This is a genomic window from Streptomyces sp. NPDC051567 (assembly GCF_044454165.1).
In the GTDB taxonomy this organism is placed as follows: Bacteria; Actinomycetota; Actinomycetes; order Streptomycetales; family Streptomycetaceae; genus Streptomyces.
The window spans coordinates 1-26,989 of the sequence record NZ_JBITDK010000034.1 but is presented as its reverse complement, the minus strand read 5'-3'; the positions used below and the strand labels follow the sequence as shown (position 1 = coordinate 26,989).

Here is a 26,989-nt window from a genome sequence, read left to right as displayed (position 1 = left end):
CGGCCGGTCACCGGTCCGTCACCGGCCGGCGGCCCCCGCGGGCACCGGCCGGAACGCCCCGGCGAGGGTGCACAGGGCGCGGACCGTCGTGGCCAGGTCGTCGGCCGTGGTGGTGAACGCCTCCGCCAGCGGGCGGGGCCGACGGCCGACGGCGACGATGCCCGCCGCGTGGTGGGCGTACAGCTCCTCCGCCTCGGCGGTGACCGTACCGCCGACGAGCGCGCACGGCACCCCGGCCCGCGCGGCGGCGGTCAGCACCGCGTGGGGCGTCTTGCCCGCCGCCGTGCTCCGGTCGATCCGCCCCTCGCCCGAGAGGCACAGGTCGACGGTGGCCAGCCGGGCGGCGAAGCCGGTCAGGTCGAGGACGACCTCCGCGCCGAGCAGCGGGGGCCGCTCGCCGAGCGCGGTCAGCGCCGCGCCGAGACCGCCCGCCGCGCCCGCCCCGCGGACGTCCGCCGCGCTGCCGAGCAGCGGCGCGAAGCGGCGCAGCCCCTCGTCGAGGCGGGCCACGTCCCGCGGACCGGCGCCCTTCTGGGGGCCGAAGACGAACGCGGCGCCGTCCGGCCCGTACAGCGGGCTCCTGACGTCGGTCGCCGCCTCCAGCGGGATGCCGCACAGTGCCCGGCGGGCCGGGGCGAGGTCGGCGTGGGCGATGCGGGCCAGCCCGGCGCCGGTACCGGGGACCGGCTCGCCGCGCTCGTCGGTGAGGTGCGCGCCGAGTGCGGCGAGCAGGCCCGTGCCCCCGTCCACCGTGGCCGTGCCGCCGAGGAACACCACGATGCGGCGGGCCCCTCCGGCGACGGCGGCCAGGACGGGCGCGGCCAGCCCCGCGCTGCCGGAGCGCAGCGGGTCGCGGTCGGCGGGGGCCAGCGCGGCCAGCCCGATCACCTCGGCCGCCTCGACGACCGCGGTGCGGTCCGGGAGCCAGCCCAGCCGGGTGCGGTGCGGCCGGCCCAGCGGGTCGACGGCGTCCACCGTCTGGTAACTGCCCCCGGCGCTGCCGACGACGGCTTCCAGCGAGCCCTCGCCGCCGTCGGCCAGGGGGTGGGTGAGGGCTTCCCAGCCCGCCAGCCGCGCCCCGGCCGCCATGGCCTCCGCGGCCTCCTGGGCGCTGAGCGCGTCCCGGAACTTGTCGGGTGCGCACAGCACCCGCGGGCGCCGGGCCGCTCCCGCGCCGCCCGCCGGGTCCGGGAGACCCGTCACCGGGTCCGACGCCGTGCCCGCCGCCGCGTTCACCGTCGTGCCCGCTGCCGTGCCCGCTGCCGTGTTCATCGTCGTGTTCATCGTCGTGTTCATCGTCGTGTTCAAAGCGCTCACCCTTACCCCGCTCACAGGGACTTGGTCATCCAGCCGAGGACCGGCGTGGACTGGAGGTAGACGAAGAAGGAGAACAGCACGATGAGTCCGAGGCTCCAGCCGATCACCTTGCGGAAGATCTGGCTCTCGGAGCCGGGCTGCCCGATCGCGGCGGCGGCGACGGAGAGGTTCTGGAGGGAGATCATCTTTCCGAGGACACCGCCGGAGGAGTTGGCGGAGGCCAGCAGGACCGGGTCGAGGCCGAGTTTCTGCGCCGCGGCGACCTGGGTGTTGCCGAAGAGGGAGTTGGAGGAGGTGTCGGAGCCGGTGAGGGCGACGCCGATCCAGCCCAGGATGGGGGAGAGGAAGGCGAAGGCCGGGCCGGTCTGGGCGAGGGCCTCGCCGAGGGTGGCGGTCATGCCCGAGAGGTTCATGAGGTAGGAGAGACCGAGCACGAGGGTGACGGTGACCACGGTCCAGCGGAGCTTGACGAGGTTGCCGCCGTAGGCGCGCACCGCCCGGCCCGGCCGGATCTTGTACAGGGCCATGGTGATCAGGCCGGAGAGCAGCAGGATCGTGCCGGACGCCTTGATGTGGTCGAGCTTGAAGGTCGTCAGGCCGACGGGCTTGTCCCCGGTCGGCGGGAGGACGTCGAGCCCCGGCCACGCGAAGGCGTAGGTGCCGTGGACGCCGAGCCACTGCTTGACCGGGCCGAACTGGGCGATCGCGAAGAGCGCGATGATGATCAGGTACGGGGCGAAGGCGAGCCAGGCGCTGCCCTCGCCGGTACGGGCCCGGTGGGTGTCGGCCGCGGTGGCGTCGGCGTCCAGGACGGAGGCCTCGTCGGCGGTGGTGATCCCGTCGCCCGTCCCGCCGTCGGTGTCGCCGTCGGTGTCGCCGTCGGTGTCGGTGGCGTCGTCGGTGGCGGACCTGCCCTTGCGGGCGTCCGTCTCGCTGTCCTTGCTCTCGGCGGTGACGACGGTGCGGGGGCGCCACACGCGCAGGAAGCCCAGCAGGACCACCAGGGTCGCGGCGCCGGCGGCGATGTCGGTGGTCTCGACGCTCACCCACTGGGCCCAGACGAACTGGCTGATGCCGAAGGTGAGACCGGCGACCACGGCCGCGGGCCAGGTCTGGCGCACACCGCGGGCGCCGTCGACCAGGAGGACCAGGATCAGGGGGACGAACACCGCGAGGACCGGTGTCTGCCGTCCGGCCATGGCGCCCAGCTCGTCGACGGGCAGGCCCGTGACGCCGGCCAGGGTGGTGATCGGGACGGCGAGGCTGCCGAAGGCGACCGGCGCCGTGTTGGCGACCAGTGCCACCGTCGCCGCCTTGATCGGCTTGAGTCCGGCGGCGATGAGCATGACGACCGAGATGGCGACGGGCGTCCCGAAGCCGGCCAGCGCCTCGATCAGCGCGCCGAAGCAGAAGGCGATGAGGATCGCCTGGATGCGCTGGTCGTCGGAGACCGAGCGGAAGGTGCGGCGCAGGACCGCGAACCATCCGGTGATCTCGGTGAGGCGGTACACGAACAGTGCGTTGATCAAGATCCACAGGATCGGGAAGAGGCCGTAGAAGATTCCCTCCGAGACGCCCGAGAGGGCCTGGAGGGCGGGCATCTTCCAGCCCAGGACCGCGAGGGCGACGGCCGAGGCCACCGCCGAGAGTGCCGCCCAGTGCGCTTTCACCCGGAAGACGCCGAGGAGCACGAAGAGGGTGACCAGGGGCAGGGCCGCGCACAACGCCGAAAGGATCAGGGAATCGGCGATGGGGTCAAGGATTTGTCGGTACACACGAACTCCCCAGCTGGGTCTCCGCGCTCCTGATGAGCCACCGGTGGTAAACTTGTAAGACAATATTTCTTGTCAGTCAACCCCTTGATATCGTTCGCCCAGGGCGCTACCGCTCCCCCGCGAAGACAGGTGTGGAGGTCTGGTGAGGGGCATCAAGCTACAGATGACATCGATCATCGACGCGCTCGCGGAGGACCTGCGCGAGCGCGTCTTCAGTGGCGAGATCCCGGTCAACGCGCTGTTGCCGGAGGCCGAGGTGGCCGGCCGGTACGAGGTCTCGCGGCCCACCGCCAAGGCGGCGATCGAGAAGCTGGTGGCCGAGGGCCTGCTGCGCCGTACCGCGCACAAGACCGCCCACGTGCCCGAACTCGGCGTCGCGGACGTCCGCGACCTCTACGACAGCCGGATGTGCATCGAGCGCGAGGTCCTGCGCAAACTCGCCGGGACCCGCCGGGTACCCCCGGGCGCCTTCGAGGCGCATGCGGAGATCGTCGCCCAGGGCGACATCCCGACGCTCGCGATCGTCGCGCCGGACATGCGGTTCCACCTGTCGCTGGTGGACGCCACCGGAAGCCCCCGGATGAGCAGGCTCTACGGCTCCCTCATGGGCGAGATGCGGCTGTGCATGGCACAGGTCCAGACCCGCCGGCTGCTCCAGCCGTCGGTCATCGCGGAGGAACACCAGGCCATCCTCGACCGCATCCTCGACGGCGATCCGGACGGCGTCGCCGAGGCGGTGACCGCGCACCTCACCCGCGCCCGCGACACCCTCGCGGGCTTCCTCCTCCCGGAGAGCACCGGCTGACTGCCGGACGGGTTCCCGGAGGGTGCCGGAGAGTCCCCGGAGGGCCCCCGGAGGGGCGTCGGCCGACGAACCCGCACCCGCAGGCCGTTCTCCGTGTGTCAGCCCCAACTCGCCTGCGGAGAAGGTGACATGACGATTCGTCAACTCCCGTGCGAAGGGTCCTCCGCCCTCGCCCGGACGGCCCGGACGCCCCTCGGCGAGCGCGTTCGCGCGCGCCCCGGGGGCCGTTTCGCGTGCCCACCCCGCCCCGCCGCGCGTTGCGCAGGATGCTCCGTCCGGTCACAGAGTGGTTGAGACCACTTGTCCCCGTGTTTGAGCCGCTCTAGCCTCCTCCTGTTGTGCAGTACGAAACATGCATTGCGTACGCCGCAATGCATTCGCACTCTTCTCCTGGGGATCGCCAATGAAGCTCCGCTCCCGCATAGCCGCACCCGCCGCCGCCCTCGTCCTGGCGGGACTCACCGCCACCGCCTGCGCCCCCCAGACCTCCGTCACCACCTCCTCGAAGGACGAGACGTCCGGCACCCTGCGCGTCTGGCTCTTCCAGGAGGTCAACAACGACCCCAAGAAGAAGGTCGTGGACGAGGCGATCGCCGCCTTCACCCAGCAGCACAAGAACGCCAAGGTCGAGGTCGAGTACATCCCGGTCGAGACCCGCGCCCAGCGCATCAAGGCCGCCTTCAACGACCCGAAGAGCGCGCCCGACCTGGTCGAGTACGGCAACACCGACACCGCCGGCTACGTCAAGGACGGCGGACTCGCCGACATCAGCAAGGAGTTCGGCGACTGGACGGAGGCGAAGGACACCGACCCGACCGCCGTCCAGTCCGTCACCGTCGGCGGGAAGGTGTACGGCGCCCCGTTCTTCGTCGGCGTCCGCGCCCTGTACTACCGCACCGACGTCTTCACGGAGCTGGGCGTCCAGCCGCCGAAGACCCAGGCCGAGCTGATCTCCACCGCCAAGAAGATCCGCAAGGCCAAGCCCGAGCTGTACGGGGTGGCCGTCGGCGGTGCGTACACCTACGGCGCGATGCCGTTCATCTGGTCCAACGGCGGCGAACTCGCCGAGGAGAACAGCGACGGCTACAAGTCCGCGATCAACAGCCCCGCCGCGCAGAAGGGCATCGAGGCGTACACCTCGCTCTTCGGCGACGACAACTGTCCGGCCGCCAAGTGCGCCGCCATGGGCGGCAACGCGACCGTCACCGCCTTCGCCTCCGGCACCGCGGCCATGGCCATCGGCGGCGACTTCAACCGCAAGGCCGTCGAGGCGAGCGCGGTGAAGGGCAAGTACGCCGTCGTCCCGCTGCCCGGCGTCAAGGAGGGCGACATCGCCCCGGCCTTCGCGGGCGGCAACAACATCGGCGTCCTCAAGAGCAGCGCCCGCCGCACCCTCGCCGTCGACCTGATGAAGCAGTTCGCGGGCAAGGAGACCCAGCGCAAGCTCTTCGACGGCATGGGCTTCCTGCCCACGTACACCGACGTCCGGTCCGAGATCGCCAAGAAGGACCCCTTCGTCGAGCCGTTCGTCAAGACCCTCGCGGCGGGCACCAAGTTCGTCCCGGCCTCCCCGGGCTGGGGCCAGATCGACGCCTCGACCGTCCTGCCCACGATGTTCCAGGAGATCGTCAGCGGCAAGAAGGACGTGGCCACCGCCTCCGGTGACGCGGCGAAGAAGATGGACACCGCCTTCACCAGCGCGCGCTGACCGGAACCGGAACCAGAACCCCCGACATGACGCACGACATGACGCACGAAACGACAGCCGCCCGGCCGGAGCGGGTCTCCCCGACCGCTCCGGCCCCGGCCGCACCACCCGAGCGGGCCTCCGGAGGGCGCCACGGCAGCCGCTGGACGCCCTGGTTCTACCTCGCACCCGCCCTCGTCGTACTCGCCGCGCTGCTGGTCTACCCGATCTACCAGCTCGGCCTGATCTCCTTCCTCGAATACACCCAGGCCCAGGTCAGCGGCGGCGAACCCACCACCTTCAAGGGCCTGGGCAACTACCGGGCCCTCTTCGCCGACAGCCAGTTCTGGCAGGTCCTGCTCGCGACCGTCGTCTTCGCCGCCTCCTGTGTGATCGCCACCCTGGGCGTCGGCTGCGCGCTCGCCGTGCTGCTGACCCGCATCCGGGCGCTCCCCCGGCTCGCCCTGATGCTGGCCGCGCTCGGCGCGTGGGCGACCCCCGCCGTCACCGGCTCCACCGTCTGGGTCTTCCTCTTCGACCCGGATCACGGCCCGGTCAACCGGCTCCTCGGCCTCGGCGACTTCTCCTGGACGTACGGGCGCTACAGCGCCTTCGCCCTCGTCCTCTTCGAGGTCGTCTGGTGCTCGTTCCCGTTCGTCATGGTGACCGTCTACGCGGGCATCAAGGCGATCCCCTCCGAGGTCCTGGAGGCCGCCTCGCTGGACGGCGCCTCCCAGTGGCGGATCTGGCGCTCCGTCATCGCGCCGATGCTGCGGCCCATCCTGATCGTCGTCACGATCCAGTCGATCATCTGGGACTTCAAGGTCTTCACCCAGATCTACGTGATGACCGCCGGCGGAGGCATCGCCGGACAGAACCTCGTCCTCAACGTGTACGCGTACCAGAAGGCATTCGCGTCCTCGCAGTACAGCCTGGGCTCGGCGATCGGCATCGTCATGCTGCTGATCCTGCTGACCGTCACCCTCGTCTATCTGCGCCTCATGCGACGCCAGGGAGAAGAACTGTGAGCCGCACCAGTACGCTCCCCGCCGGTACGGTCCGGTCCGGCGGGTTCCGTGTCCGCCGGCCCTGGCGGCTGGCCGCCGAGGCGTCCGCGCTCGTCGTCGCGGTGGTCGTGGCGTTCCCGCTGTACTGGATGGTGCTCTCCGCCTTCAAACCGGCCGGTGAGATCCAGTCGACCGAGGCGCGCCCCTGGACACTGGCCCCGTCGCTCGACTCGTTCCGCCGGGTGTTCGAACAGCAGGAGTTCGGGCGCTACTTCCTCAACAGTCTCTTCGTCGCGGGATCGGTGGTCCTGGCCTCCGCGCTGATCGCCTTCCTCGCGGCGACGGCGGTCACCCGCTTCCGCTTCAAGTTCCGCACGACGCTGCTCATCATGTTCCTCGTGGCGCAGATGGTGCCGATCGAGGCCCTGACGATCCCGCTGTTCTTCCTGATGCGGGACACGGGCCAGCTGAACACGCTCTGGTCGCTGGTCCTGCCGCACATCGCCTTCTCGCTCCCGTTCGCGATCTGGATGCTGCGCGGCTTCGTGAAGGCGGTCCCCGAGGCGCTGGAGGAGGCCGCGTACATCGACGGCGCGAGCCGTACGCGTTTCCTGTGGCAGATCCTCTTCCCGCTGGTCTTCCCGGGGCTGGTGGCGACGAGCGTCTTCTCGTTCATCTCCACCTGGAACGACTTCCTCTTCGCCAAGTCGTTCATCATCAGCGACACCTCCCAGTCGACCCTCCCGATGGCGCTGCTCGTCTTCTTCAAACCGGACGAGAACGACTGGGGCGGCATCATGGCCGGCTCGACGGTGATGACGGTGCCGGTGCTGATCTTCTTCGTCCTGGTCCAACGCCGCCTGGTCTCCGGCCTCGGCGGCGCGGTCAAGGACTGACCCCGCCCGCCCGCCCCGGCACCGGGGCCCGCCGCCGCCCCGGACCCCTGAGGGGGAGGTCCGGGGTGGTTCTGCCCACCCTCACCCGGCTGTTCTGCCCGGCGCACGATCCGTGCGGCCCAAGACGTGCACCACTCCAGAGGCCCGGCCTGTCCCTCGTCTCCCTCGTCCAGGTGAGGTGAACGCCGAACCGCCTCGGGGCGGACTGCTTGCCTCTACTCTCCCGACGACCACCCGGTCATACTCCCCGCGCCGAGGAGCCTGCCCGTATGAATGATCACGACAACAGCCGGCCGCACCCGACCCGTTCGCCCTACGTGGTCGAGTGGGACGAAGGCCCCCGGACGATCGCGGAGATGAAGACCGCGCTCGCCCCGTGGCCTGAAGCCTTGCAGAGCTTCGTGAAGGAGCTGGAATCCACCCCGTTCACCAGCGAGGGGGAAGAGCCTCTCACCAGGGTCCGTCAGGTCCTGGTGGAACACCGGGTGATCTGGCTCTCGCTGGTCCACCCCGTCATTCAGGACGCCGAGCGAGCCTCGCGGGACGGCACGGCCACGACCTACACCCTCGACGAGGTCATGACCGACTACGACCCGATCACCTTCGAACGCCGGGACGGAGGCGACCGGACGTGACCTACAAGGTGACCCTGGACGCTGACGCCAAGCGCGGCATGGCCGGGCGGGCTCACCCCGGCCCGCCGCCGCCCCGTGCCGCCCGCAGCACCGAGCTGTGGGGCCAGGGATCGACCGCGGTCGCCTCCGACTCCACCCACGTGCGCGCCTACGACCAGAACCTGTTCACCGAGTGGCACTCGCGCTACGGCGGCCGCGGGGTGCTCATCTACTGGCATGTGGAGAAGAAGTCGCTGGCCATCCACTCCCAGCTGATCCACTGCACCGCCTCCGAGGTCGCCGCGATGATCGAGGGCGCGATGCGGCACGGCACCACCATGGACGTCGAGGCCAACTACACGGACTCGCACGGCCAGTCGGAAATCGGGTTCGGCATCACGAGGCTGCTGAACTTCGACCTGCTGCCGCGTATCAAGCGGATCAACAAGGTGAAGCTGTACCGGCCGGTGGCCGGCGAACCGGACGCCTACCCGCAGCTCACCCCAGCACTGACCCGTCCGATCCGCTGGGAACTCATCACCCAGCAGTACGACCAGATGATCAAGTACGCCACCGCGATCCGTACCCGCACCGCGTCCACTGAGGCGATCCTGCGCCGCTTCACCCGCAACGCCTCCCACCCCACCTACGCGGCGATGCTGGAGGTCGGCCGCGCCCAGAAGACCATCTTCGTGGCCCGCTACCTGCGGCTGCGCGACCTCCAGCGGGAGATCGAGGAGGGCCTGAACGTCATGGAGTCCTCCAACGGCGCAAACTCCGTGATCGCCTACGGCAAGGGCGGCGAGATCGCCTCGAACCGGCGCGACGAGCAGGAGATGTTCGTCCTGTGCCTGCGGATCCTCCAGTCCGCTCTGGTCTACGTGAACACCCTGATGCTCCAGGACATCCTCGGCGAACCGGAGTGGGCGGACCTGCTCACGCCCGCCGACCGGCGCGGGCTGACCCCGCTGTTCTGGTCACACGTGCGGCCGTACGGGGAGGTAAATCTCGACATGGGCGCCCGTCTGAACCTGGCTGCGGCCACCGTTCCGGGCCCCCGCTCACCGGCGGACACCGACGACCGGCAGTCAGCCGGGCGCCCATAGTTTCACGTAATCGCCCGAGTTGGCGGTCATGCCTGGAGCGGGTTCTACGATGGGCTGGTGACCGAAACGCTGCCCCCCGTGGGCATTGATCTCTTCGACGTCGAACGGCTCCTGCTGACCGAAGCTGCGGAACCGCCCCTGCCGTCCCATGACGCTGAGGCCCGGGACCGGGTGTGGGAGAGGGCAGTCCGGGCCAACCCCGCTCTCTTCGACGGGCCTGTGGTGGCGTGTGGGGGACTGGAGCGGAGCGGACCGCGCATCCTGCGCCTGTCCTGGGTGCGTGTGACCTACCGGCACTACGCGCTGCGTCGTGTTCCCGGTGCCATCGCACTGCCCTCGCTGTTCGTGAACGTCGTTCAGCCGACCGTTGACGGCCGTGTGCTGGCGGCGAGGATGTCGCCCGCTACGGCTGCCCCGGGCCGCTGGCAACTGCCGGGGGGATCTGTGGAGCCGCCCGAGGCCGGGGCGGTGCTGGACGAGTCGGCGCTGGCCGGCCAGGCCGCGCGGGAGCTTGCCGAGGAGTTGGGGATCAGCGCGGCTGCGGAGGAGCTGAGGCTGTGGGCCGTCACCCGTGGCGAGAACGGCAGTGTCGGCCTGACCTACCTCGCACCTGCCCTTTCCGAGGCAACGTTGCGTGCGGACTTCACCGCCGTATCGGCAGCCGAGCGTGTTCAGGGCCGTGTACCTGAACTCGACGACATCGCCCTGGTGCGTTCACCGGACGAACTGGCTGCTCTGACGGGGCCGCACGCGGACTATCTGGAACCGATCGTTCGCCGCTTCGCCGGGTGCCGCTGAGGTCAGGCCCCGGCGAGGAAGTCGCGTCCCCGTTCGTCGAGGTCGGCCACGCACCGCAGGCCACGGGCCCGGAAGCGTGCGAGGTCGCCGCGCATACGGGAGACCGCCTTGCGGGTGCGGACGGAGCGGACTCCGTCCATGTGGTCGATGGCTCGGTGCCAGGTGGCGCACGCCTGCTCGATGCTGCCGCGCTTGAGGTGCATCTCCGCGCCCGCGACCAGGTCCAGGGCGACGATCCGCGCGTAGGTGTCTGCGGGGCGGGCCGTGGCGGCCAGCGCGTACTGTTCGGCGGCGGCCCGGTGGTCTCCTACGGTCTCGTGGACCTTGGCGGTGCGGGAGTACACCGACGCGGCCGGCGGGCCCCAGGTCAGCGCCCAGAACGGCACCTCGTCGCCGGGGGCACCGGTCAGCAGGATGCGGGCGTGTTCGGCCTCGGCCAGGGCCGCGCGGCGCTTGCCGCTTTTGGCCAGGGTGTGGGCGTGAACGACGCGGAAGAGCGCTTCGGTCTGGGCGTCCACTCGTCCCTTGGCCCGGTTTAGTCCGGTCTCGGCCAGGCCCAGGCAGTGCTCGGGGCGATGGAGCTTGAGGCCCTGCATGGCCATCGTGCGCATCACGAATCCGTCGTGCCCGCGCAGGCCGGATTCGGCGGCCAGAGCGTAGGACTGGAGGTAGTAGCGCTGAGCGAGTCCCTGCTGACCTGCGTCGTAGCTCTTCCAGCCCAGCAGGTGGACTCCTCGGCCGGCGGCGGACAGCATCTGCTGGCGGACTTCGTCGGTACGGAACCGGGCCCGGCACAGCGGGGCGACGTCGTCGCAGAGGTAGGTGACCAGGGCGCTGCGGCCGTGTTGTCCGCCGTGGCGTTCGTCCATCTCGGAGAACGCGTGGATCATGTCACGGACGGCGGCGACCTCGGCCATGCCGACGGTGTAGCCGGTGCGGGCGGCCGCGGTGCGGGCGGCGATGTCCTGGACGTGGCTGAGGGGTAACGCGGCGGAGGCCGCGGAGTAGGCGGAGGCCGTCAGGAAGCGGCGGCGGTCCAACTCGTACCTCCACATCGGCAGCAGAGCGTCCAGCGGGTCGCCCTCCAGGGACAGTCCGATGGTCTCATTCTCGGCTTCTGCCGGGGAGGGCAGGCCGAGGTCGGCGGTGGTCAGGAGGCGGCCCAGGCGCCGGGAGAGCGCGACCGCGAGGTAGCGGGGTGTGTCGCCTCGGGGCACGGATCCGCCGAGCCAGTGCTCGATGTTGGACTTGTTCGTGCGTAAGTCCGCACCGCACTCGGCGGCGACCGCGCGGACCGCCTTGGCCAGGGCCTCGTAGGTGAGGCCGGATTCGGCGACAAGGGCGCTGAGCTGGGCGTTCGGCGTGCGCGTGGTCATGAGTACCTGCCCCGTATATACGCGATATACCGCTTGGCCTGTCCATCACCGTACCGCTGCGGTGAGCCCCCGGGTTGACTGTTCATCAGGCCCGAGCCCGGCGGCCGGCATCTCAGCGCCGCGCCGGATCTGCTCCCGTGCCCACGTCTGCGAACCGTAGGTGATGCCCCATGCCCGAGGAGGAATCGTCATGGACGAGCCGGATGATCGCTGGATCGCCGCTACGGCGTCGGCTCTGCTGGCGGCGGAGTACGAGCGAGTGCCGATCGACGCACTGACCGTCCGAAGTCCGGAGCTGTCTTTGGAGACCGCCTACCGGGTGCAGGGGGCGGCGGTGGCCCGGCGGATCTCGGGCGGCGCCCGCGTCGTCGGTCACAAGGCCGGGGTGACCTCTCGGGCCATGCAGGAACAGATGGGCGTCGACGAGTCGGACTCGGGTGTCCTGCTGGACAACATGGTGATGCCTACCGGCAGCACCATGGCCCGGTCCGTGCTGATGCAGCCGCGGGTGGAGGCGGAGATCGCTTTCCGGCTCGGCCGTGACCTGGCGGGCGAGAACGTGAGTGTGGACGAGGCATGGGCGGCGGTGGAGAAGGTGTTCCTCGCCCTGGAGGTGATCGACACCCGGTTCACCGGCTGGCGCATCACGGTCGCGGACAGCATCGCCGACAACGCGTCCTGCGCCCGGGTGGTCACCGGGCCCATGGTGCCGCTCGGCGCGGACATGGACCTGGCCGCCGAACCGCTGGTCGTCAGTGTCAACGGCACCGCGGTCGCCACCGGAGAGGGCCGCGCCGTCCTCGGCGACCCGCTCCGCGTCCTGACCTGGCTCGCCGGACGGCTGCACCACGCAGGCGGCGGACTGCGCGCCGGGCAGCTGGTCCTGGCCGGGGCCGTGCACGCCAGCCTCCCGCTGGAGGCTCGGAGCACGGTGCGCGCCCGCTCGCCGCATCTCCCGCCGGTCGAGCTGCGCGTGCGCTGACCGCAGCACCCTGCTGACCCCGCACCTCGCACTCATGCACCCCCTCCCCTCGAATGAAGGAGCGGCCGATGGCTGCTGATGAACAGAGTCTGCGTGTCGCGGTACTCGGCGCGGGCCTGATCGGCGTCGACCTCACCGACAAGATCCACCAGTCGCAGAAGCTGGAACTGGCCCTGGTGGCAGGGCGCGACCGGGACAGCCTGGGGCTGCGACGGGCGGCCGAGATGGGCCACTCGACCACGGCCGGCGGGATCCGCGCCGTGGTGGATGCCGGGCCCTTCGATGTGGTCTTCGACGCCACCAACGCCGACAGCCACGCCGGACACTGGGCGGCGCTGCGTCCGACCGGCACCACCCTGATCGACCTGACCCCCACGGAGCTTGGCACGGTCATCGTCCCGGGGGTCAACAGCCACCGGTCGTCGGCCCACCGGCACGTGAACCTCGTCAGCTGCGGCGGGCAGGCGGCCATTCCGGTCCTGTACGCGATCTCCGGGCACTGCACCCCGACTTACATCGAGGTGGTCTCCACGGGGGCGAGCGCGAGCGCCGGCCGGGCCACCCGCCTGAACCTCGACCAGTACATCGCCACCACCTCCGCCGCGATCCGGACCTTCACCGGCACCCGGGACGTCAAAGTGATGGTCAACCTCAGCCCCGCCCGGCCCGCCCCGCCGTTCCGGGTGGCCATGACCGTCCTCGCGGACAGCATCCGTGCCGCACCGGTCCGCACGAGCATCGCGGCAGCCGCCCAGGCCGTGCGCGCCTACACGCCCGGGTTCAAGGTGACCTCGCTCGCCGTGGAACCGGGCCGGATCTCGGTCGCGGTGGAGGTGACCGCCTGCGGCGGCCGCCTGCCCGCTCACGCCGGAAGCGTCGACATCATCAACGCCGCCGCCGTTCTGCTCGCCGAGCAGTCCCGATGAAGGGAACCCCACCCGTGAACACATATCCGCACGAGCGGCCCCGGATCCTCCTGCACGATCCGACTCTGCGCGACGGACACCACGCCGTCGGCCACCAGCTCGACGCCGACCAGCTCCGCGCCTACGCCATCGCCGCGAACACCGCCGCCGTGCCGGTGGTCGAGGTCGGCCACGGCAACGGCCTGGGCGCCTCCAGCCTCCAGATCGGCCGCTCCAAGCTCGACGACGCCACGATGCTCACCACCGTCCGCGAAGCCCTCACCTCGTCGCGGATGGGCGTCTTCATGGCCCCCGGCTGGGGTACCTCCGACGATTTGGAGGCCGCCGTCCACCACGGCGCCGACATCGTACGGATCGCCGCGCACTGCACCGAGGCCGATGTCACCGAACGCCACCTCGGTGTCGTCCGCGACCTCGGAGCCGAAGCCCAGGGCGTCCTGCTCATGAGCCACATGACCGGCCCGGTTGAACTCGCCGAACAGTGCGCACTGATGGTGAAGTTCGGTGCTCAGGCCGTCGGCATCATGGACTCGGCCGGGTACTACCTCCCGTCCGACGTCACCGAGCGCGTGCACGCCATCGCCGACGCCGTCGGTGTGCCGGTCATCTTCCACGGCCACAACAACCTGGGCCTGGCCGTGGCGAACAGCCTTGCCGCCGTGGACGCGGGGGCGACCGTCATCGACGCGACCGCCCGCGGGTTCGGCGCCGGGGCCGGCAACACCCAGCTCGAAGTCCTCGTGGCAGTCCTGGAGCGCCGCGGCGCCGAGACCGGGATCGGCCTGCGCGAGGTCTTGGCCGCCGCCGACATCGCCGCCGACCGCCTGATGGAGGCCCCGCCGTCCATCGACTCGATCGCCGTGGCCAGCGGACTCGCCGGGGTGTTCTCCGGCTTCAGGCGGCCCGTCCTTCAGACCGCGCAAGCGGAAGGCGTCGACCCCATCGACCTGTTTCTCGCCCTCGGCGAGCGTCAGGTTGTCGCCGGACAGGAAGACCTGATCGGCGTTGTCGCCCGGAAGCTCAAGGCGGCCGCCCGATGACCGCCGCATCCGTCGCTGCCGGGAGAGCGGCCGTGATCTGCGCAGTCGGCGCGGCCCTGCCCCCGCACATCGTCTCGAACGCCGACCTGACCGCACGTCTGGAGACCACGGACGAGTGGATCCGCTCGCGGACCGGCATCACCCAACGGCACGTTGCCGGGGCGGACCTGTCCACGACCGACCTCGCCGTACGGGCCGGCGCCCAGGCCCTCGCCGACGGCGAACCGGTCACCGTGGAGGCACTGGTGGTGGCCACGACCACCCCGGACCGCTGCTGTCCGGCCACCGCCCCCGCCGTTGCCACCCGGCTCGGCCTGACCGGCATCCCCGCCTACGACCTCGCGGCCGGCTGCACCGGGTTCCTCTACGCCCTCGCCACCGCGGCCGGGCTCATCGCCGCCGGCACCGTAGGGACCGTCCTGGTCATCGGTGCCGACCGCCTCGCCGCCCTTCCCGACCCCGAGGACCGCACGACCGTCCCCCTGTTCGGCGACGGCGCCGGAGCCGTGGTGCTGCGCCACGGCAGCGCGGACGAAGCCGGGGCGCTCGGGCCGGTGGTCCTGGGCAGCGACGGCACCGGCGCCGGCCTGATCCGGGCCTCCCGTCCCGGTGCCCTGCACATGGACGGAGGCGAGGTCTTCCGGCATGCGGTCGACCGCATGTCCACCGCGTCCCGCCAGGCCACCGCCGCCGCCGGGTGGGAACTCGGCGACGTCGACCGCCTGGTCCCGCACCAGGCCAACAGCCGCATCACCGCCTTCGTCGCACGCAGGCTCGGCGTCCCAGAAGACCGTCAGCTCAGCAATATCGCCGAGACCGGCAACACCGGCGCCGCGTCCATCCCCCTGCTCCTGGCCCGCTCCGCCGCGGACGGCCGTCTCAAGCCCGGCCACCGCATCCTGCTCACCGCGTTCGGCGCCGGACTGACCTGGGGTGCCACCACCCTCACCTGGCCCGGCCTCTCCCCGCAGCCACCCACCGAATGGAGCCGGACATGACCGGTGATCTCACCCGCATCCTGACCGACGACCTCAAGCTGTCCGCCGACCGGCTCACCGACGACGCCAGCCTCGACCACGCCGGATTCGACTCTCTCGCCGTCGTCGAACTGTCCGTCCTGCTCACCGACCGCTACGGCATCGACATCAGCGACAGCGACATCAAGAACGCCGCCACCCTCGGCCGGCTCGACCTCCTCATCACCACCAAGCGCAACGGAAGGTGAACCACCCCATGACCAGCAACAGCCGCCGTCCCGGACGGGCCTGGATCATCACCCCCGGCCTGTACGAAGGCCGCTTCGCCACCGCGCGGAAGTCCGGCGCCGCGGTCGCCGTCGTCGACATCGAGGACTCTGTCGCCCTCCCCGACAAGCAGACCGCCCGCACCACCTCGGAGTCGTTCTTCGCCCACCCCGACCCGCCGTGCACCCTCGGCATCCGGATGAACGGCCTCACGACGATCGACGGCATCAAAGACCTCGCCGCCCTCGCCGCCTACACCGCCCGGCCCGACCTCATCGTGGTCCCCAAGGTGGAATCCCCCCGCGACATCGAACTCGTCGCCGCCGTACTCGACACCGACGGCTACACCCCCGACATCTGGGCGCTGATCGAAAGCCCCCGGGCCTTCGACACCCTCCCCGCGATCATGCGTGCACCCCGGCTCGGCGGCGTCCTCTTCGGCTCCGCCGACTACGCCGCCTCCGTCCGCTGCGGCCTGGACTGGGACACCCTCCACTATGCCCGCTCGGCCCTCATCAACGCCGCCACCGCCGCGAACATCCCCGCCATCGACGCCCCCACCTGGGAACTCGACGACCCCGGCACCCTGCGCCGTGACGCCGAACGAGCCAAGGAAATCGGCTTCTACGGCAAGGGCTGCGTCCACCCCCGCCACGTACAGGTGATCAACGAGGTCTTCACCTCGACCACCGAAGAGATCGCACAGGCCCGCGCCATCGTCGCGGCCGCCGACGCCAGCGGCGGAACGGTGACCACCGTCGACGGGCAGATGCGCGGCACCCCGTTCTTCAACCGGGCCCGCGCGCTCGTCGCCGAAACGGACCGTACGTCATGAGCACCGGCCTGCCCCACAGCTACCGGCAGATCGGCGAGGACCGGATCCGCGAGAACGTCGGCCTCTCCTACCCCGAACTCGCCCCCGGCCTGATCATCGAACACCGGCCCGGCCGGACCGTCACCGAACTCGACAACCTCCTCGGCGCCGCCCTGAGCGGCAACGTCGCCCCCATCCACACCGATGCCCACTACAGCAGCCAGACCCGGTGGGGCCGCATCCTGGTGTGCTCCGGCGTCACCCTCAACCTCGTGGCCGGCATGACCGTCCGCAGCGTCAGTGGCCTGACCGCCGCCAACGTCGCCGTCGACCACGTGCGCTTCACCACGCCCGTCCACATCGGCGACACCCTGTACGCCGAGACGAAGATCCTCACCCGCCGGGCCTCCGAGAGCCGACCCGACACCGGGGTCATCACCTGCCACACCACCGCACACAACCAGGACAACACCAGCGTCCTGGCCTTCACCCGCACCTTCCTCGTGCCTCTGAACGCGGACGCCGCTCGCGACGCCACCTCCTACTGAGGGCGAACCATGAATCAGCAGTTGACCTTCGCCCCGGCCGACGACGGCCTGTGGGAGCAGTACAACCAGCTCGCCACCCGCGCCTACGGCCACCCGGTCGGTGACATCACCCACCTGCGCGAGCACGCCGACCTCCAGGTCGCCGTCCGCGGCGGCCGGGTCGTCGCCGGCGGCCTCGGCCTCCTCGTCGATCAGTTCTTCGGCGGTGCTCCTGTCGCCAGCGCCTGCCTCGGCGACGGCTGCGTGGCCCCCGAGGAGCGCGGCGAGCACCTGGCCGCCGACATGGCCACCGAACGACTGCGCCCCCTGATCGATCGCGGAGCGGTGATCTCCACGGTAGTGACCTCCTCCACCGGCTACGCCCGCCGCCTCGGATGGGAAGCCCCCACCGGCGTCCTCGCCTGGGCGGTGGCCACCGACGACCTCAAACGCTCCTTCACCACCGCAGACTTCGAAGTCGAGCAGGGGCTCACCGACGAAGCCGAAGCTCTCCAACGCGACCTCGCCCGACAGTGGAACGGCCCCGTCCACCGACCCACCTGGTGGCCCCGGTGGAAGCACGACAAGAGCAACCTCACCACCTACCGCTTCGCCCAGCCCAGCCACCCCGTCACCGGCCTGCTCAGCCTCACCACCAAACGGCACGAGCGCCACGGCATGAGCCTGGTCGTCCATGATTTCTGGGCCGCCGGTCAGCCCACCGCCGCCGCCATGCTCGCCTTCCTCGGTCACCACAACACCCGCGCCCGCACCATCGAGTTCCGGCGCGGCGCCCTCCCGCCCTACCCCACCCTCCTCCACGGACTCCGCCACCACCGCACAACCGCCGAAGCCTGGCACCCCTGGATGCTCCGCATCCTCAACACCTCCCAGGCCATCCGGCTCCGCGGGTGGCCCACCGACCTCACCGCCGCCGTACCGATCGAGATCGAGAACGAGACCGGCGACTGTTCCCGGTGGATGCTTCAGTTCAGTGACGGAGCAGCCGAGATCATCCCCACCCACGTCGAGGGACAGGTGACCTTCACCCGGCGACAGCTCGCGGTCTGGTACGCCGGCGGCTACCGGTCCACCACCTCGGCCCGCATGGCCGGAGTCCACACCACATCGGACAAAGCCCTCACCACCCTCGTCCGCAGCACGACACAGTTCGAGCCCTGGCTGCCGGACCACTTCTGACAGCAGCGGGAGTCTCCCCGTTCTCACCTGCCCGAGTGTCGGCAAACCTTCGTCTGCCGACACTCGGTGTCATGTCACGAACCCGCAGGTGGGCAGTGTCGGCAACTCGCGTCGGAAATCAACTTCGGCGAACGGTCGTTGGGGTAATTTCCGACAATGCTTCTCGGATACTGCCGCACCTCGACGGCCGAACAGAACCCTGACCATCAGATTGACGCACTACTGCGCAACGGCGTCGACCGCGACAACATCCACGTCGACGTCGCCAGCGGCGCGAAGGCATCCCGCCCCAAACTCGACCTCGTCATGCAGCTGATGCGTGAGGGCGACACGTTGAAGGTCACCCGGCTCGACCGGCTCTCCCGCTCCGTCCTGCACCTGGTCACCCTCGGCTCCGAGCTGCGCGAGCGCGGCATTGGCCTGCACGTCATCGAGCAGGGCATCGACACCTCCACGATGGAGGGCCGGGCCATGTTCGGCATGCTGTCCGTACTGGCCGAGCTCCAGCGGGAGCTGATCGTGGCGAACACGAACGACGGGCTCGCCTCCGCACGGGCCCGCGGCCGGGTCGGCGGGCGCCGGCCCAAGCTCACGACCGATCAGGCCGAGCTCGCCCAGCAGCTCTACGACGCGCGCGAGAAGACCGTCCAGCAGATCGCCGACATGTTCAATGTGCCCCGTTCCACGGTGTATGGGCACCTCGACAAGACCAAGACCGTCCCCCGCCAGCCCAAGAAGACCGTGGTCACTAAGCCCTGACCCATCGTTTGCGGCTGGTGACAGCGTTCTTACCGGCACCCCGAGCGGCATGGCCGGTCCGGACTCCGACGACGGTGATGGCGACCACGGCTGACCGGAGCCGGTGGCCGGTGGCCGTCCGTCCCCCGTACGACGGAGCGCCGTGCCCCGAAGCCGCAGGTGCGGCCACGGGACACGGCGCCGTCGTGTCACCCGGTCGTGTCACCCGGTGACGTCATGGGTCACGTCATGGGTCACGTCACCGGGTCCTGGCAGGGCTCAGTACTCGTCCCGCTGCGGCAGCTCGGGCGCTGCGGGCGCCGTGGGCGACGCGCTGCGCGTACCGGCGGCGGGCACCGGCGGCTTGCCGCAGAACGCCGATTCGAGCGTCTCGCCGAGCGCGGTGTTGGCCGAGCCGCGGTTCGAGGTGTTGGCCATGGCGGTGAGGGTGCGCTTGCCGTCACGGGTGGAGAAGGCGTAGGTGTAGAAGCCCTGGACGGTGCCGGTGTGGCCGTAGATCGACGTGCCGCAGGACAGGTCGTAGCGGCGCACACCGAGGCCGTAGAAGCGGGTGTTCGCGGTGTTCACCGGGGTCATGGTGAGCATCTCTTCGAGCATGGCGGGACGCAGCAGCAGGCCACGGGTCAGCCCTGACACGAAGGTGCTCAGGTCGGCGGTGGTCGAGATCATCGCGCCGGCCGACTGGGCCCAGGACGCCGTCTGCTCGGTGGAGTCGACCTGCGGGAGGCCGCTCTGGTCCTCGTGGAGGTAGCCCCGCACGTGCAGCCCCGGGATCTGCGTGCCGGGATGCACGTAGAAGGTGTTCCGCAGGCGCAGCGGCTTGATGATGCGGCGCTCGTACTCCGTGGCGACCGGACGGCCGGTGATCTTCTCGATGAGCATGCCGACCACGGCGAAGTTGGTGTTCGAGTACTGGTACGCGACACCCGGCTGGCCCGTCCTCGGCTCGGCGAGCGAGAGGTCCACCAGCTCCTGGTACGAGAACACGCGGTTGCGCACGGACTCGAACCCGGGGACGGTGTTGGCGAACATGGCGTTGGTGTAGTCCGACAGCCCGCTGCGGTGGGTCAGCAGATGACGGACGGTGATCCGCTCGTCGGGCAGCAGGCCGGGCAGGTACTGGACCACCGGGGCGTCCAGGTTCACCCGGCCGTCGCTCACCAGCTGGAGCAGCACGACGGCCGAGAACGTCTTCGTGACACTGCCTATGCGGAAGCGGGCCTGCGGGTCCATCGCCTCGCCCGTGACCTTGTCACGTACGCCGAGCGACTCCGTCTGGACCCCGCCGGGACCGGAGACCCGGGCCATGGCGCCCGGCGCTCCGGCGGTGAGGGTCTTCTGCAGGGCCGCGAGGACACCCTCCATGTCGGGCGCCGTCTCCGTCGCCCGCACCACCGGGGCGGGCGCGGCGGGCGCGGCGTGGGCGGTCGCCGCCGGTACGACACCGGCCACCACCGCCAGGGCGGTGGTACTCAGGGCCAGACGACGTCTCAGGGTCAGGAGCACGTGTTCCTCAACTCGTTCTGTGCGATAACGCGGTGAAAGATGATGCTGATGAGGTGGTTGGGGCCACCTCATGCAGGAACATCATGCAGGGTGAGCGCCGGGTCCGACGCAGCCGACGTAGCCGACGCGGCGAACAACACGACCTGACCTGCGGTGTTGTGTGAGGTACGGGCATTTACTGCCCACTTGTGCCGACTTGCTTCCGGACATGTCCCCGTCCCCGTCTCCGTCCCCGTGCCCGTCCTTGTTCTGCTCCCCGTCCCTGATCCCGTCCTCCGGCCCGCCCCGGATGACCCTGACCGACTACCTCACCCAGTCCCTGGTCTGCGTGCTCCTCTTCACGGGCTACGGCGCCGCCCTGGTCGGCCGGGCCTCCCCGCCGCTGGTCGCCTGCACGGCGCTCGCCCTCTTCGCCGGGCAGGCCCTGGCATGCCGCTGGTGGCTCCGTACGCACCCGCACGGGCCGGTCGAGTGGCTGCTGCGCGCCGTGACCAACGGCGCCCGCCCGCGGTGGCGCGAGCCTGCCGGGCCCGCGCGCCGAGCCGTCCGCCGAGCCGTCCGCCGAGCCGCGCCGAGCCGTTCGCCGCCGACGGGCTCCCGGCCGGGACGGTGGGGGAGGCGGACTCCCCGGGCGGTGAGTGAGTACGGTCTGTCCATGCAGATCATCGAGCCGGGGCAGCAGCGGGGGCACGTGCTCCTCATAGCGGGGGATGCCGCTGTGCGTCGTCGCGTCGTGCAGGTGGCGCCGAGCGCCAACCTGGCCGCGCTGGGGGTGGTGCCGGTCGCCGCGCTGCTGAACAGCGAGGTTCCCAGCGACACGACCTGTCTGGACGGGGTCCGGGACCCGAACATGGTGCTGATGCGGCTGCGTACGGCCGCCGCCACGCCGGGCCCGCTGCTCGTCTACCTGTCGGGCAGGCTCACGGTCGACCGCCGCAGGGGGCGGCTCCACCTGGCCCTGGCCGGGACCACGTCCGTGTCGGTCCGTTACACGGCACTGCCCTGGGAGTGGCTGGGCACGGAACTGGGCCGCCGTCCCCCGGGGCTGAGCACGGTCCTGCTCGACCTGGCCGCGGACAAGGCCGCGTGGCCGCTGTTGCAGGAGTACGGCAGCCTGCCGGCCTTTCCGTCCGCCGAGGTGTACGGGGTGGTCTCCCCGCCGGGCTTCGCGGGCGGCGGCAACACGGTGAGCAGCTACACACGGCACTGGATCGACCAGCTCCGCAGCAGCCCCACCCGGCCGGCCAACCTGGCCCTGCACACCCTCGCGGTGGGGGCCGCGGCGCTGCCGCCGGGCGCCCTCATCCTGCCGACCGCCCGCGAACTCGGTGCGTCGGCCGGGCCGGCGCCGGACCGCCGTACGGGCGCGGCGGAGGGCCCGGCGGAGGACGGTGGCGGCTTCCCGCCCGGCGACGGCTTCCCGCCCGGCGACCGGGCGGCGGACGCCACGGCTCCGGGGGCGGCCCCGGGAGCGGCCGTGGCGACCAGGCGGCAGCGGGAACCCGGGGCGGGGGAAGGGGTGGGGGTGACGGCCGTCCAGGACGATCCACGGCCGCGCATCCATGCCCTGGCCACGTCCGGCCGGCACCGCGAGGCCGCCGAACTCGCACAGACGTGTGAGCAACAGGTCCTGGAGCTGTACGGGTTCACCTCGCCGCAGGTGACCCAGTGGGTGGAGATCCGGGCGGACCTCGCCCGGATCGCGGGTGACTTCCGCCTCGCGACCCAGCTGTGGACCGGCGCGGGCCGGACCCGTCTCGCCTTCCAGACCCCGGACGCGCCGGAAGTGCGCGCCGCCGCGGCCGGTGCCCTCTACTGCTGGACCCAGCTCAAGGACCAGGCGGCGGCCATCGAGGCCGGTCCCGAACTCATCCGCCTCCTGCGGGCCCTGCCGTCGCTCGACCCCCGGCACCTGCGGCTGGCGCAGCAACGCCTGGAACTCCTGCACCACACACCCGACCGGCGCTGAACCGCGCGCGTCTCCCGAACGGGCAGGGCGGGGCGGGGTGGGATGAGCCGGGCGGGGCGGGGTGGTTGCCGACCGGCGACCGGTGACCGCCCGCCCTCCCCCGTAGGTCTGACCCACGCCCCCCGATCCCCCGTGAGGTGGACGAAGAAGAAGGCTCCTGGGAGGGATTCGCCCCGGGCACCGCGTGTAACAGGGTGTACCGGTAAGTGATTTTCCCGAAAGGAAGCTTCCCGTGCGCATCCAGCTCCTCGCCCCGCTGCTCGTCGCCGCACTCGTCGCGACCACCGTGCCCCTGCTCCTCGCGACCCGGGCGTCCGCCGCCCGGATACCCGGATACCTCGTGCAGGAACCCGTCTGGCAGCGCTGCGGCCCCGAGGGTCCGGCCGCGTACGAGTGCGCGACCGTGAAGGTCCCGCTCGACTACCGGCGTCCCGAGGGCCGGATGATCGACCTCGCGATAGCCCGGACGAAGAGCGAGAACCCGGCGGCCCGGCCAGGGATCTCCTCCTCGGAGGTGGTGTGGGCGCGCACGGTCGCGGAGAAGCGCCGGGACAGGGCCGGCCCGGCCCTGCCGCGCTCCAGCACGCGCAACACGGCCCGGGACGTGGCGACGGTCCGCGTGGTCCTGGGCGAGCGGAAGATCCCGCACCCGGGCCACGCGTACGGGACCCTCTGGCCGTACGGGACCTTCTGGCACGGCATGACCCGGGCCTGGGCGACGGGGACCGAGCCCGCCCACGACCGGTGGACCCGGTGGGCCCGGTGGACCCGATGGACGGCGGAACGCCCGGACAGGGGCGGGACCGATGATGTCGACGGCAGGACAGAAGATGTCGACCGCGACCACGACCCGAACTAACCTCGGCCTCATGAGCACCTTGCAGACGATCCACGACGTGCCGGTCCTGATGTGCGACACCGAAGGCGAGGCCATAGCCGGCGAACGCGATGCCCTGGACCTCATAGGCAACGCCTCCTACCAGGGCGCCCAGTGGGTCGTCGTCCCCGCCGGGCGGCTCGACGAGACGTTCTTCCGGCTGAGCACCCGCGTCGCGGGCGACATCGTCCAGAAGTTCGCCAACTACCGCATGGGGCTCGTCGTCCTCGGCGACATCTCCCACCACACGGAGGCCAGTTCCGCGCTGCGGGACTTCGTCCGCGAGTGCAACCGCGGGCGGCAGACGTGGTTCCTCGCCGATGCCGGGGAACTGCGCGAACGCCTGCAAGCATGAGCTGACCAGGAGGGCACCCCCCACCCGGCCGTCGAAGATCATCATGTGCAGGATGTCCGTATGGCGATAACGAACATGCCGAAGACGGCAGCGATCGACAACGCGGCACAGATCAGCCGCTCGCTGGCCCGAGCCTTCGACGACGACCCGATGATGCGCTGGTTCTTCCCCGACGACTCCTCGCGCGAAGCATCGCTGGGCAGCTACTTCACCACGATCTTCACCCGGCAGTACGTCCACAACGGGGTGTGCGAGTTCACCGGGGACGCGGCGGCCTTCTGGGTGGCGCCGGAGGCACAGGCCAAGGCCGTTCCCGACGAGGAGACCGTCCAGGAGCTGCGGAACCTCCTCGGCGACCGGGCCGGGCTGTTCGGGGAAGCCGTCGAGCTGGCCGCCGAGCACACACCCCAGGACCCGCACTGGTACCTGGCGGTGATCGGCGCCGACCCCGCCGCCCAGGGCCAGGGCCAGGGCGCCGCCCTGCTGCGCTCGGGGCTGGCCAAGGGCGACGCGGCGGGCCTGCCCGTCTGCCTGGAGTCCTCCAAGGCGTCCAACATCCCCTTCTACGAGCACTTCGGCTTCACCGTGCGCGGGGAGTTGCGGCTGCCGGGCGGCGGCCCGCCGCTGTGGTCGATGCGGCGCGAGCCCCGCCGCCCGGCCGACGCGTAGGGCCAGGGCTGCCGCCCAGGCGTACCGCCCCGGGTGACCGGGGGCAGCGCAGCGCCCCCGGTCACCGCACGGTGCGGGAGCCGGGGGCGCGGTGCGCGGGAACTGTCCGGGCCGGGTGACCGGCCTCGGTGAGCGGTGAGCGGTGAGCGGTGAGCGGTGACCGGCTGACCGGTCCCAGCGCTCAGCCCTCAGCTGTCAGTCATCAGCTCTCAGTTCTCACTGCCTGTCCTGCGGACCTTCCTCAGTACGTGTCCTCGCCCAGTCCTAGTCCTTGTCCTTGTCCTTCGCCTTGACCGTGCCGTGGGTGGTGCAGCGGCGGTCGGTGCCGGCCTGGGGGCAGTTGTTGCCCGGGGTGTCGGAGACGACCGTGTTGTCGAGCTTGAGGTCGCCGAAGGTGCGGACGTTGGTGGTGAGGGAGAAGGTGATGGTGGCGCTCTGGCCCGGGTCGAGCGCCCCTGACCAGCTCAGGACGGGCCGCCCGTAGGAGACCTCACCGCTGGTGGCGGTGGCGTCGTCGTTGTAACGGCCGTCGTCGAGGAGTGCGCTGAGGTCGTCGGTGAAGGAGGCCGGGTTCGCGGCGGTGTAGGGCAGGGTGCCGCTGTTCGTGACCGTGATCGTGTAGTCGACGGTGGCGCCGGCCTTCACGGTCGCGGGGCCGTTCTGCTTCTTGGTGAGGGTCAGACCGGGGGTACCGACGACGGTGGTGAAGGTGCTGGTGTCGTTGGCGGGGTTGGGGTCCGGGTCGTTGCCGTGGACGACGGCGGTGTTGACGATGCTGGTGGCCCCGGCAGCCGCGGTACCGGTCAGGGTGATGTTCGCGGTGGCGCCGACGGCGAGGGGGCCGTTGGTGCAGGAGAGGTTGCCGCCGGTGACGGTGCAGCCGGGGGTGGTGGTCGCGGCGTTGGCCAGCGTGGCCGGGATCGCGTCGGTCAGGGTCCAGCCGGAGGACGCGTTGGGCCCGTTGTTGGTCACCTGGATCGTGTACGAGACGTTCCCGCCCGGCAGCACGGTCGCCGGGCCCGTCTTGGTCACGCCCAGGTCGACCGGGAGGACGAAGCAGGAGGTGGCGTCCACGAGCCGCGACATCGCCGGGGCGGTCTGCGAGGAGAGCTGGGTCAGCGTCGGGGAGGCGGGGTTGGTGAGCTGGACCCGGACGATGAACCCGTTGTTGTCGTAGAACCCGAGGTCACCGTTGCCGTAGGTGAAGGCGCCCCCGTACCCCTGCGTCGAGGTGCTGACGATGCCGGGGTACGTGGTGACGGTGCCGGTGACCGGGTCGATCCGCCAGACGGCGCCCGTCGGGTCCGCGCCCCACAGGTAGCCGCCGCTGTAGGCGAAGTCGATCACCTGGGCGAGGGGCTGGCTGAGGGTGGTCGTGGTGAACGTCTTGGTGGCGACGTTGATCTTCTGGAGCTGGTTGTCGTACCCGCTGGCGACGTAGAAGTTGCCCGCCGGGTCGAAGGCGGCGGAGTAGTAGAAGGGCTGGGGGGACGGGGTGGGCAGGCCCACGGTGCCCAGGTCGGTCACCGCGCCGGCGTTGTCGATCCGCAGCAGGTCCCAGCCCGGCCCCTGCGTCTTGATCGCGTACAGGAACCGGTCGAGCGGGTTCACCCCGGTCGCGTTGTAGAGCGTGGTGGCCGGACCGACCGGGTTGAACGCGATCGTGCCGGGACCGGAGACTCCGTCGAACAGCTGTGACGCGTCCGCGCCGGCGGACAGCAGGATGTCACCGGCACAGCCGAACGGAGCCCGCGCCTTCGCCGTGGCTTTCGGTGCGGACGAGGGGGGAGCGTCGGACGCGACGGCCGGTGCGTTCACACCGGCCGTCACCGTCAGCACGGCCAGCGCGGAGCAAGCCCACGCGCGTGCCAGGAGTCTTCGCATTCGGATACGCCTTCCTGCCAGGACCGGGGGAGCACCGGGCAGGCAACGCGGGCCCCGGGCGGGCCGCATGCCCGCCGCCCGCCCGTTCAGATGTCCGGCTCTCCATGAACTGTGTGACAAGACGACAACACGAAGGCCCGGCTGATCCGGCGCTGTACCCACCGTTTCCCCGCGCGTTCACCCGCGCGGTCCACCGGCCCGGTCCACCCGGCCCACCACCGGCATCCCCAGGCCCCGGCCTTCCCCGGCCCACCGTCGGCGCGGCTCGGTAAAATGGCCCGGTCCCGGCGGGTCCGGTACCGAGTTCCAGGGGGAGCCATGTCGTTCGAGGAAGAGTGGGGCCGGCACAAGCAGGCCGTGGCCGAGGGTCCGCCCGCGCAGACCCGGCTGAACCAGCTCCCCGCCGAGCAGGGCGGCTCCACGGCGCCCGGTGGCGGCCCCGGAGGAACCCTGGAGACCACCCCCGCCAAGAAGAAGAAGGCGGCCGACACCATCGAGAACGTCCTCCAGCCCGGCACCACGAAGGCCGCCGACGCCGCCGACGAGCCGACCAGGGCCGCCGTCAAGGCGTTCAACGGTTGGGAGACGGCGGCGGGCCTGACGAAGGCGCACACCCACTGGGACGACCAGGTGAAGCGCCTGATGGCGCGGCTGCACTCGGAGAAGACGGCACTGCGCGCGGCGACGAACCTGTTCGCCGGGAACGACGTGCTGACGGGCCAGAACTTCCAGCCGCTCCAGCTCCCCCAGTCCAAGGTCTCGGGCCTCTAGTGCTGTGACCGGAAAGGTTTGCCGGTAGGCCCGCGGCGTCCGGTGCGGTGGATCGCAAGGCGGAGGGTCACGGCTTGTACTGGAC

25 protein-coding genes and 1 pseudogene are annotated in these 26,989 nt (G+C 70.9%); 21 read left to right on the top strand and 5 right to left on the bottom strand.

Going from position 1 to position 26,989, the window contains the following annotated elements:
* Window positions 1-18: 18 nt before the first annotated feature.
* Together ACIA5F_RS27390 and ACIA5F_RS27385 are read right to left on the bottom strand one after the other, a co-directional pair.
* Window positions 19-1,308 carry a glycerate kinase gene (locus ACIA5F_RS27390; protein WP_399357455.1) on the bottom strand — a complete coding sequence of 430 codons (1,290 nt, stop codon included), beginning with the start codon at window positions 1,306-1,308 and terminating at the stop codon, window positions 19-21.
* Window positions 1,309-1,328: 20 nt separating this feature from the next.
* Complete coding sequence (locus tag ACIA5F_RS27385; protein ID WP_399357453.1) at window positions 1,329-3,092, bottom strand: L-lactate permease; 1,764 nt, start codon at window positions 3,090-3,092, stop codon at window positions 1,329-1,331.
* A gap of 163 nt (window positions 3,093-3,255) precedes the next feature.
* Between ACIA5F_RS27385 and ACIA5F_RS27380 the strand changes: the two genes are divergently transcribed.
* From ACIA5F_RS27380 to ACIA5F_RS27350, 7 genes and pseudogenes are all read left to right on the top strand, one after another.
* Window positions 3,256-3,897 (top strand): GntR family transcriptional regulator, encoded by a 642-nt coding sequence (locus ACIA5F_RS27380; protein WP_399357451.1) that lies wholly within the window; start codon window positions 3,256-3,258, stop codon window positions 3,895-3,897.
* A 403-nt stretch (window positions 3,898-4,300) separates the two neighbouring features.
* The gene (locus ACIA5F_RS27375) at window positions 4,301-5,605 is read left to right on the top strand and encodes an extracellular solute-binding protein (protein ID WP_399357449.1); all 1,305 of its coding nucleotides are present in this window, start codon (window positions 4,301-4,303) and stop codon (window positions 5,603-5,605) included.
* Window positions 5,606-5,643: 38 nt separating this feature from the next.
* Window positions 5,644-6,612, top strand: coding sequence for a carbohydrate ABC transporter permease (locus ACIA5F_RS27370; RefSeq protein ID WP_399357447.1), 969 nt, complete (start codon window positions 5,644-5,646; stop codon window positions 6,610-6,612).
* Window positions 6,609-7,487, top strand: a complete 879-nt coding sequence (locus tag ACIA5F_RS27365; RefSeq protein ID WP_399357445.1) for a carbohydrate ABC transporter permease — start codon at window positions 6,609-6,611, stop codon at window positions 7,485-7,487. Before ACIA5F_RS27370 ends, ACIA5F_RS27365 begins: the two co-directional genes overlap by 4 nt.
* Window positions 7,488-7,756: 269 nt before the next feature.
* A complete protein-coding gene (locus tag ACIA5F_RS27360; protein ID WP_399357443.1) occupies window positions 7,757-8,122 on the top strand; it encodes a hypothetical protein in 366 nt (121 codons plus the stop codon).
* Window positions 8,123-8,202: 80 nt separating this feature from the next.
* A pseudogene (locus tag ACIA5F_RS27355) lies at window positions 8,203-9,129 on the top strand (Tn3 family transposase); the annotation flags it as partial.
* Window positions 9,130-9,264: 135 nt separating this feature from the next.
* The gene (locus ACIA5F_RS27350; RefSeq protein ID WP_399357441.1) at window positions 9,265-10,005 is read left to right on the top strand and encodes an NUDIX domain-containing protein; all 741 of its coding nucleotides are present in this window, start codon (window positions 9,265-9,267) and stop codon (window positions 10,003-10,005) included.
* A 2-nt stretch (window positions 10,006-10,007) separates the two neighbouring features.
* On the opposite strand, the gene ACIA5F_RS27345 is transcribed toward ACIA5F_RS27350, so the two are convergent.
* A complete protein-coding gene (locus tag ACIA5F_RS27345; RefSeq protein ID WP_399357439.1) occupies window positions 10,008-11,381 on the bottom strand; it encodes a hypothetical protein in 1,374 nt (457 codons plus the stop codon).
* 190 nt (window positions 11,382-11,571) lie between these two features.
* On the opposite strand from ACIA5F_RS27345, the gene ACIA5F_RS27340 reads away from it, so the two are divergent.
* The 9 genes from ACIA5F_RS27340 to ACIA5F_RS27300 all read left to right on the top strand — a co-directional run bounded on the left by ACIA5F_RS27340 (window position 11,572) and on the right by ACIA5F_RS27300 (window position 18,873).
* Window positions 11,572-12,363: a 2-keto-4-pentenoate hydratase gene (locus ACIA5F_RS27340; protein ID WP_399357437.1), complete on the top strand. Its 792-nt coding sequence runs from the start codon at window positions 11,572-11,574 to the stop codon at window positions 12,361-12,363.
* 68 nt (window positions 12,364-12,431) lie between these two features.
* On the top strand, window positions 12,432-13,289 hold the full coding sequence (locus ACIA5F_RS27335) for an acetaldehyde dehydrogenase (acetylating) (protein WP_399357435.1): 858 nt from the start codon (window positions 12,432-12,434) through the stop codon (window positions 13,287-13,289).
* Between the two features lie 14 nt (window positions 13,290-13,303).
* Window positions 13,304-14,329: a 4-hydroxy-2-oxovalerate aldolase gene (gene dmpG, locus ACIA5F_RS27330; protein WP_399357433.1), complete on the top strand. Its 1,026-nt coding sequence runs from the start codon at window positions 13,304-13,306 to the stop codon at window positions 14,327-14,329.
* Complete coding sequence (locus ACIA5F_RS27325) at window positions 14,326-15,327, top strand: beta-ketoacyl-ACP synthase III (RefSeq protein WP_399357431.1); 1,002 nt, start codon at window positions 14,326-14,328, stop codon at window positions 15,325-15,327. Before dmpG ends, ACIA5F_RS27325 begins: the two co-directional genes overlap by 4 nt.
* The gene (locus ACIA5F_RS27320) at window positions 15,324-15,554 is read left to right on the top strand and encodes an acyl carrier protein (RefSeq protein ID WP_399357429.1); all 231 of its coding nucleotides are present in this window, start codon (window positions 15,324-15,326) and stop codon (window positions 15,552-15,554) included. The genes ACIA5F_RS27325 and ACIA5F_RS27320 overlap by 4 nt, the downstream gene beginning before the upstream one ends.
* A gap of 8 nt (window positions 15,555-15,562) precedes the next feature.
* Window positions 15,563-16,408 (top strand): HpcH/HpaI aldolase/citrate lyase family protein, encoded by an 846-nt coding sequence (locus tag ACIA5F_RS27315; RefSeq protein WP_399357427.1) that lies wholly within the window; start codon window positions 15,563-15,565, stop codon window positions 16,406-16,408.
* Window positions 16,405-16,935 carry a MaoC family dehydratase gene (locus ACIA5F_RS27310; RefSeq protein WP_399357425.1) on the top strand — a complete coding sequence of 177 codons (531 nt, stop codon included), beginning with the start codon at window positions 16,405-16,407 and terminating at the stop codon, window positions 16,933-16,935. Before ACIA5F_RS27315 ends, ACIA5F_RS27310 begins: the two co-directional genes overlap by 4 nt.
* A 9-nt stretch (window positions 16,936-16,944) precedes the next feature.
* Window positions 16,945-18,114, top strand: a complete 1,170-nt coding sequence (eis, locus tag ACIA5F_RS27305) for an enhanced intracellular survival protein Eis (RefSeq protein WP_399357423.1) — start codon at window positions 16,945-16,947, stop codon at window positions 18,112-18,114.
* A gap of 156 nt (window positions 18,115-18,270) precedes the next feature.
* On the top strand, window positions 18,271-18,873 hold the full coding sequence (locus ACIA5F_RS27300) for a recombinase family protein (RefSeq protein ID WP_399357421.1): 603 nt from the start codon (window positions 18,271-18,273) through the stop codon (window positions 18,871-18,873).
* Between the two features lie 258 nt (window positions 18,874-19,131).
* Here the strand turns inward: ACIA5F_RS27300 and ACIA5F_RS27295 are convergent, their stop codons facing one another.
* Window positions 19,132-20,379: a serine hydrolase domain-containing protein gene (locus tag ACIA5F_RS27295; protein WP_399357419.1), complete on the bottom strand. Its 1,248-nt coding sequence runs from the start codon at window positions 20,377-20,379 to the stop codon at window positions 19,132-19,134.
* A 289-nt stretch (window positions 20,380-20,668) separates the two neighbouring features.
* Between ACIA5F_RS27295 and ACIA5F_RS27290 the strand changes: the two genes are divergently transcribed.
* From ACIA5F_RS27290 to ACIA5F_RS27275, 4 genes are all read left to right on the top strand, one after another.
* Window positions 20,669-22,348, top strand: coding sequence for a DUF418 domain-containing protein (locus ACIA5F_RS27290; RefSeq protein WP_399357417.1), 1,680 nt, complete (start codon window positions 20,669-20,671; stop codon window positions 22,346-22,348).
* Between the two features lie 232 nt (window positions 22,349-22,580).
* Window positions 22,581-23,207: a hypothetical protein gene (locus ACIA5F_RS27285; protein WP_399357415.1), complete on the top strand. Its 627-nt coding sequence runs from the start codon at window positions 22,581-22,583 to the stop codon at window positions 23,205-23,207.
* Between the two features lie 10 nt (window positions 23,208-23,217).
* Window positions 23,218-23,580, top strand: coding sequence for a DUF4180 domain-containing protein (locus ACIA5F_RS27280; RefSeq protein ID WP_399357413.1), 363 nt, complete (start codon window positions 23,218-23,220; stop codon window positions 23,578-23,580).
* A 60-nt stretch (window positions 23,581-23,640) separates the two neighbouring features.
* On the top strand, window positions 23,641-24,249 hold the full coding sequence (locus ACIA5F_RS27275) for a GNAT family N-acetyltransferase (protein WP_399357411.1): 609 nt from the start codon (window positions 23,641-23,643) through the stop codon (window positions 24,247-24,249).
* 264 nt (window positions 24,250-24,513) lie between these two features.
* On the opposite strand, the gene ACIA5F_RS27270 is transcribed toward ACIA5F_RS27275, so the two are convergent.
* Window positions 24,514-26,133, bottom strand: a complete 1,620-nt coding sequence (locus tag ACIA5F_RS27270; RefSeq protein ID WP_399357410.1) for a DUF6923 family protein — start codon at window positions 26,131-26,133, stop codon at window positions 24,514-24,516.
* A 318-nt stretch (window positions 26,134-26,451) separates the two neighbouring features.
* Between ACIA5F_RS27270 and ACIA5F_RS27265 the strand changes: the two genes are divergently transcribed.
* Window positions 26,452-26,904 (top strand): hypothetical protein, encoded by a 453-nt coding sequence (locus ACIA5F_RS27265; RefSeq protein WP_399357408.1) that lies wholly within the window; start codon window positions 26,452-26,454, stop codon window positions 26,902-26,904.
* The last annotated feature ends 85 nt before the right edge of the window (window positions 26,905-26,989 follow it).

Excerpts from the sequence above, each read along its gene's own strand:
- ACIA5F_RS27380 (WP_399357451.1), top strand. The coding sequence starts at position 3,256 with ATGACATCGATCATCGACGCGCTCGCGGAGGACCTGCGCGAGCGCGTC.
- ACIA5F_RS27375 (WP_399357449.1), top strand. The coding sequence starts at position 4,301 with ATGAAGCTCCGCTCCCGCATAGCCGCACCCGCCGCCGCCCTCGTCCTG.
- ACIA5F_RS27370 (WP_399357447.1), top strand. The coding sequence starts at position 5,644 with ATGACGCACGAAACGACAGCCGCCCGGCCGGAGCGGGTCTCCCCGACC.
- ACIA5F_RS27360 (WP_399357443.1), top strand. The coding sequence starts at position 7,757 with ATGAATGATCACGACAACAGCCGGCCGCACCCGACCCGTTCGCCCTAC.
- ACIA5F_RS27345 (WP_399357439.1), bottom strand. The coding sequence starts at position 11,381 with ATGACCACGCGCACGCCGAACGCCCAGCTCAGCGCCCTTGTCGCCGAA.
- ACIA5F_RS27340 (WP_399357437.1), top strand. The coding sequence starts at position 11,572 with ATGGACGAGCCGGATGATCGCTGGATCGCCGCTACGGCGTCGGCTCTG.
- ACIA5F_RS27335 (WP_399357435.1), top strand. The coding sequence starts at position 12,432 with ATGGCTGCTGATGAACAGAGTCTGCGTGTCGCGGTACTCGGCGCGGGC.
- ACIA5F_RS27325 (WP_399357431.1), top strand. The coding sequence starts at position 14,326 with ATGACCGCCGCATCCGTCGCTGCCGGGAGAGCGGCCGTGATCTGCGCA.
- ACIA5F_RS27320 (WP_399357429.1), top strand. The coding sequence starts at position 15,324 with ATGACCGGTGATCTCACCCGCATCCTGACCGACGACCTCAAGCTGTCC.
- ACIA5F_RS27315 (WP_399357427.1), top strand. The coding sequence starts at position 15,563 with ATGACCAGCAACAGCCGCCGTCCCGGACGGGCCTGGATCATCACCCCC.
- ACIA5F_RS27310 (WP_399357425.1), top strand. The coding sequence starts at position 16,405 with ATGAGCACCGGCCTGCCCCACAGCTACCGGCAGATCGGCGAGGACCGG.
- eis (WP_399357423.1), top strand. The coding sequence starts at position 16,945 with ATGAATCAGCAGTTGACCTTCGCCCCGGCCGACGACGGCCTGTGGGAG.
- ACIA5F_RS27300 (WP_399357421.1), top strand. The coding sequence starts at position 18,271 with ATGCTTCTCGGATACTGCCGCACCTCGACGGCCGAACAGAACCCTGAC.
- ACIA5F_RS27290 (WP_399357417.1), top strand. The coding sequence starts at position 20,669 with ATGACCCTGACCGACTACCTCACCCAGTCCCTGGTCTGCGTGCTCCTC.
- ACIA5F_RS27280 (WP_399357413.1), top strand. The coding sequence starts at position 23,218 with ATGAGCACCTTGCAGACGATCCACGACGTGCCGGTCCTGATGTGCGAC.
- ACIA5F_RS27275 (WP_399357411.1), top strand. The coding sequence starts at position 23,641 with ATGGCGATAACGAACATGCCGAAGACGGCAGCGATCGACAACGCGGCA.
- ACIA5F_RS27270 (WP_399357410.1), bottom strand. The coding sequence starts at position 26,133 with ATGCGAAGACTCCTGGCACGCGCGTGGGCTTGCTCCGCGCTGGCCGTG.
- ACIA5F_RS27265 (WP_399357408.1), top strand. The coding sequence starts at position 26,452 with ATGTCGTTCGAGGAAGAGTGGGGCCGGCACAAGCAGGCCGTGGCCGAG.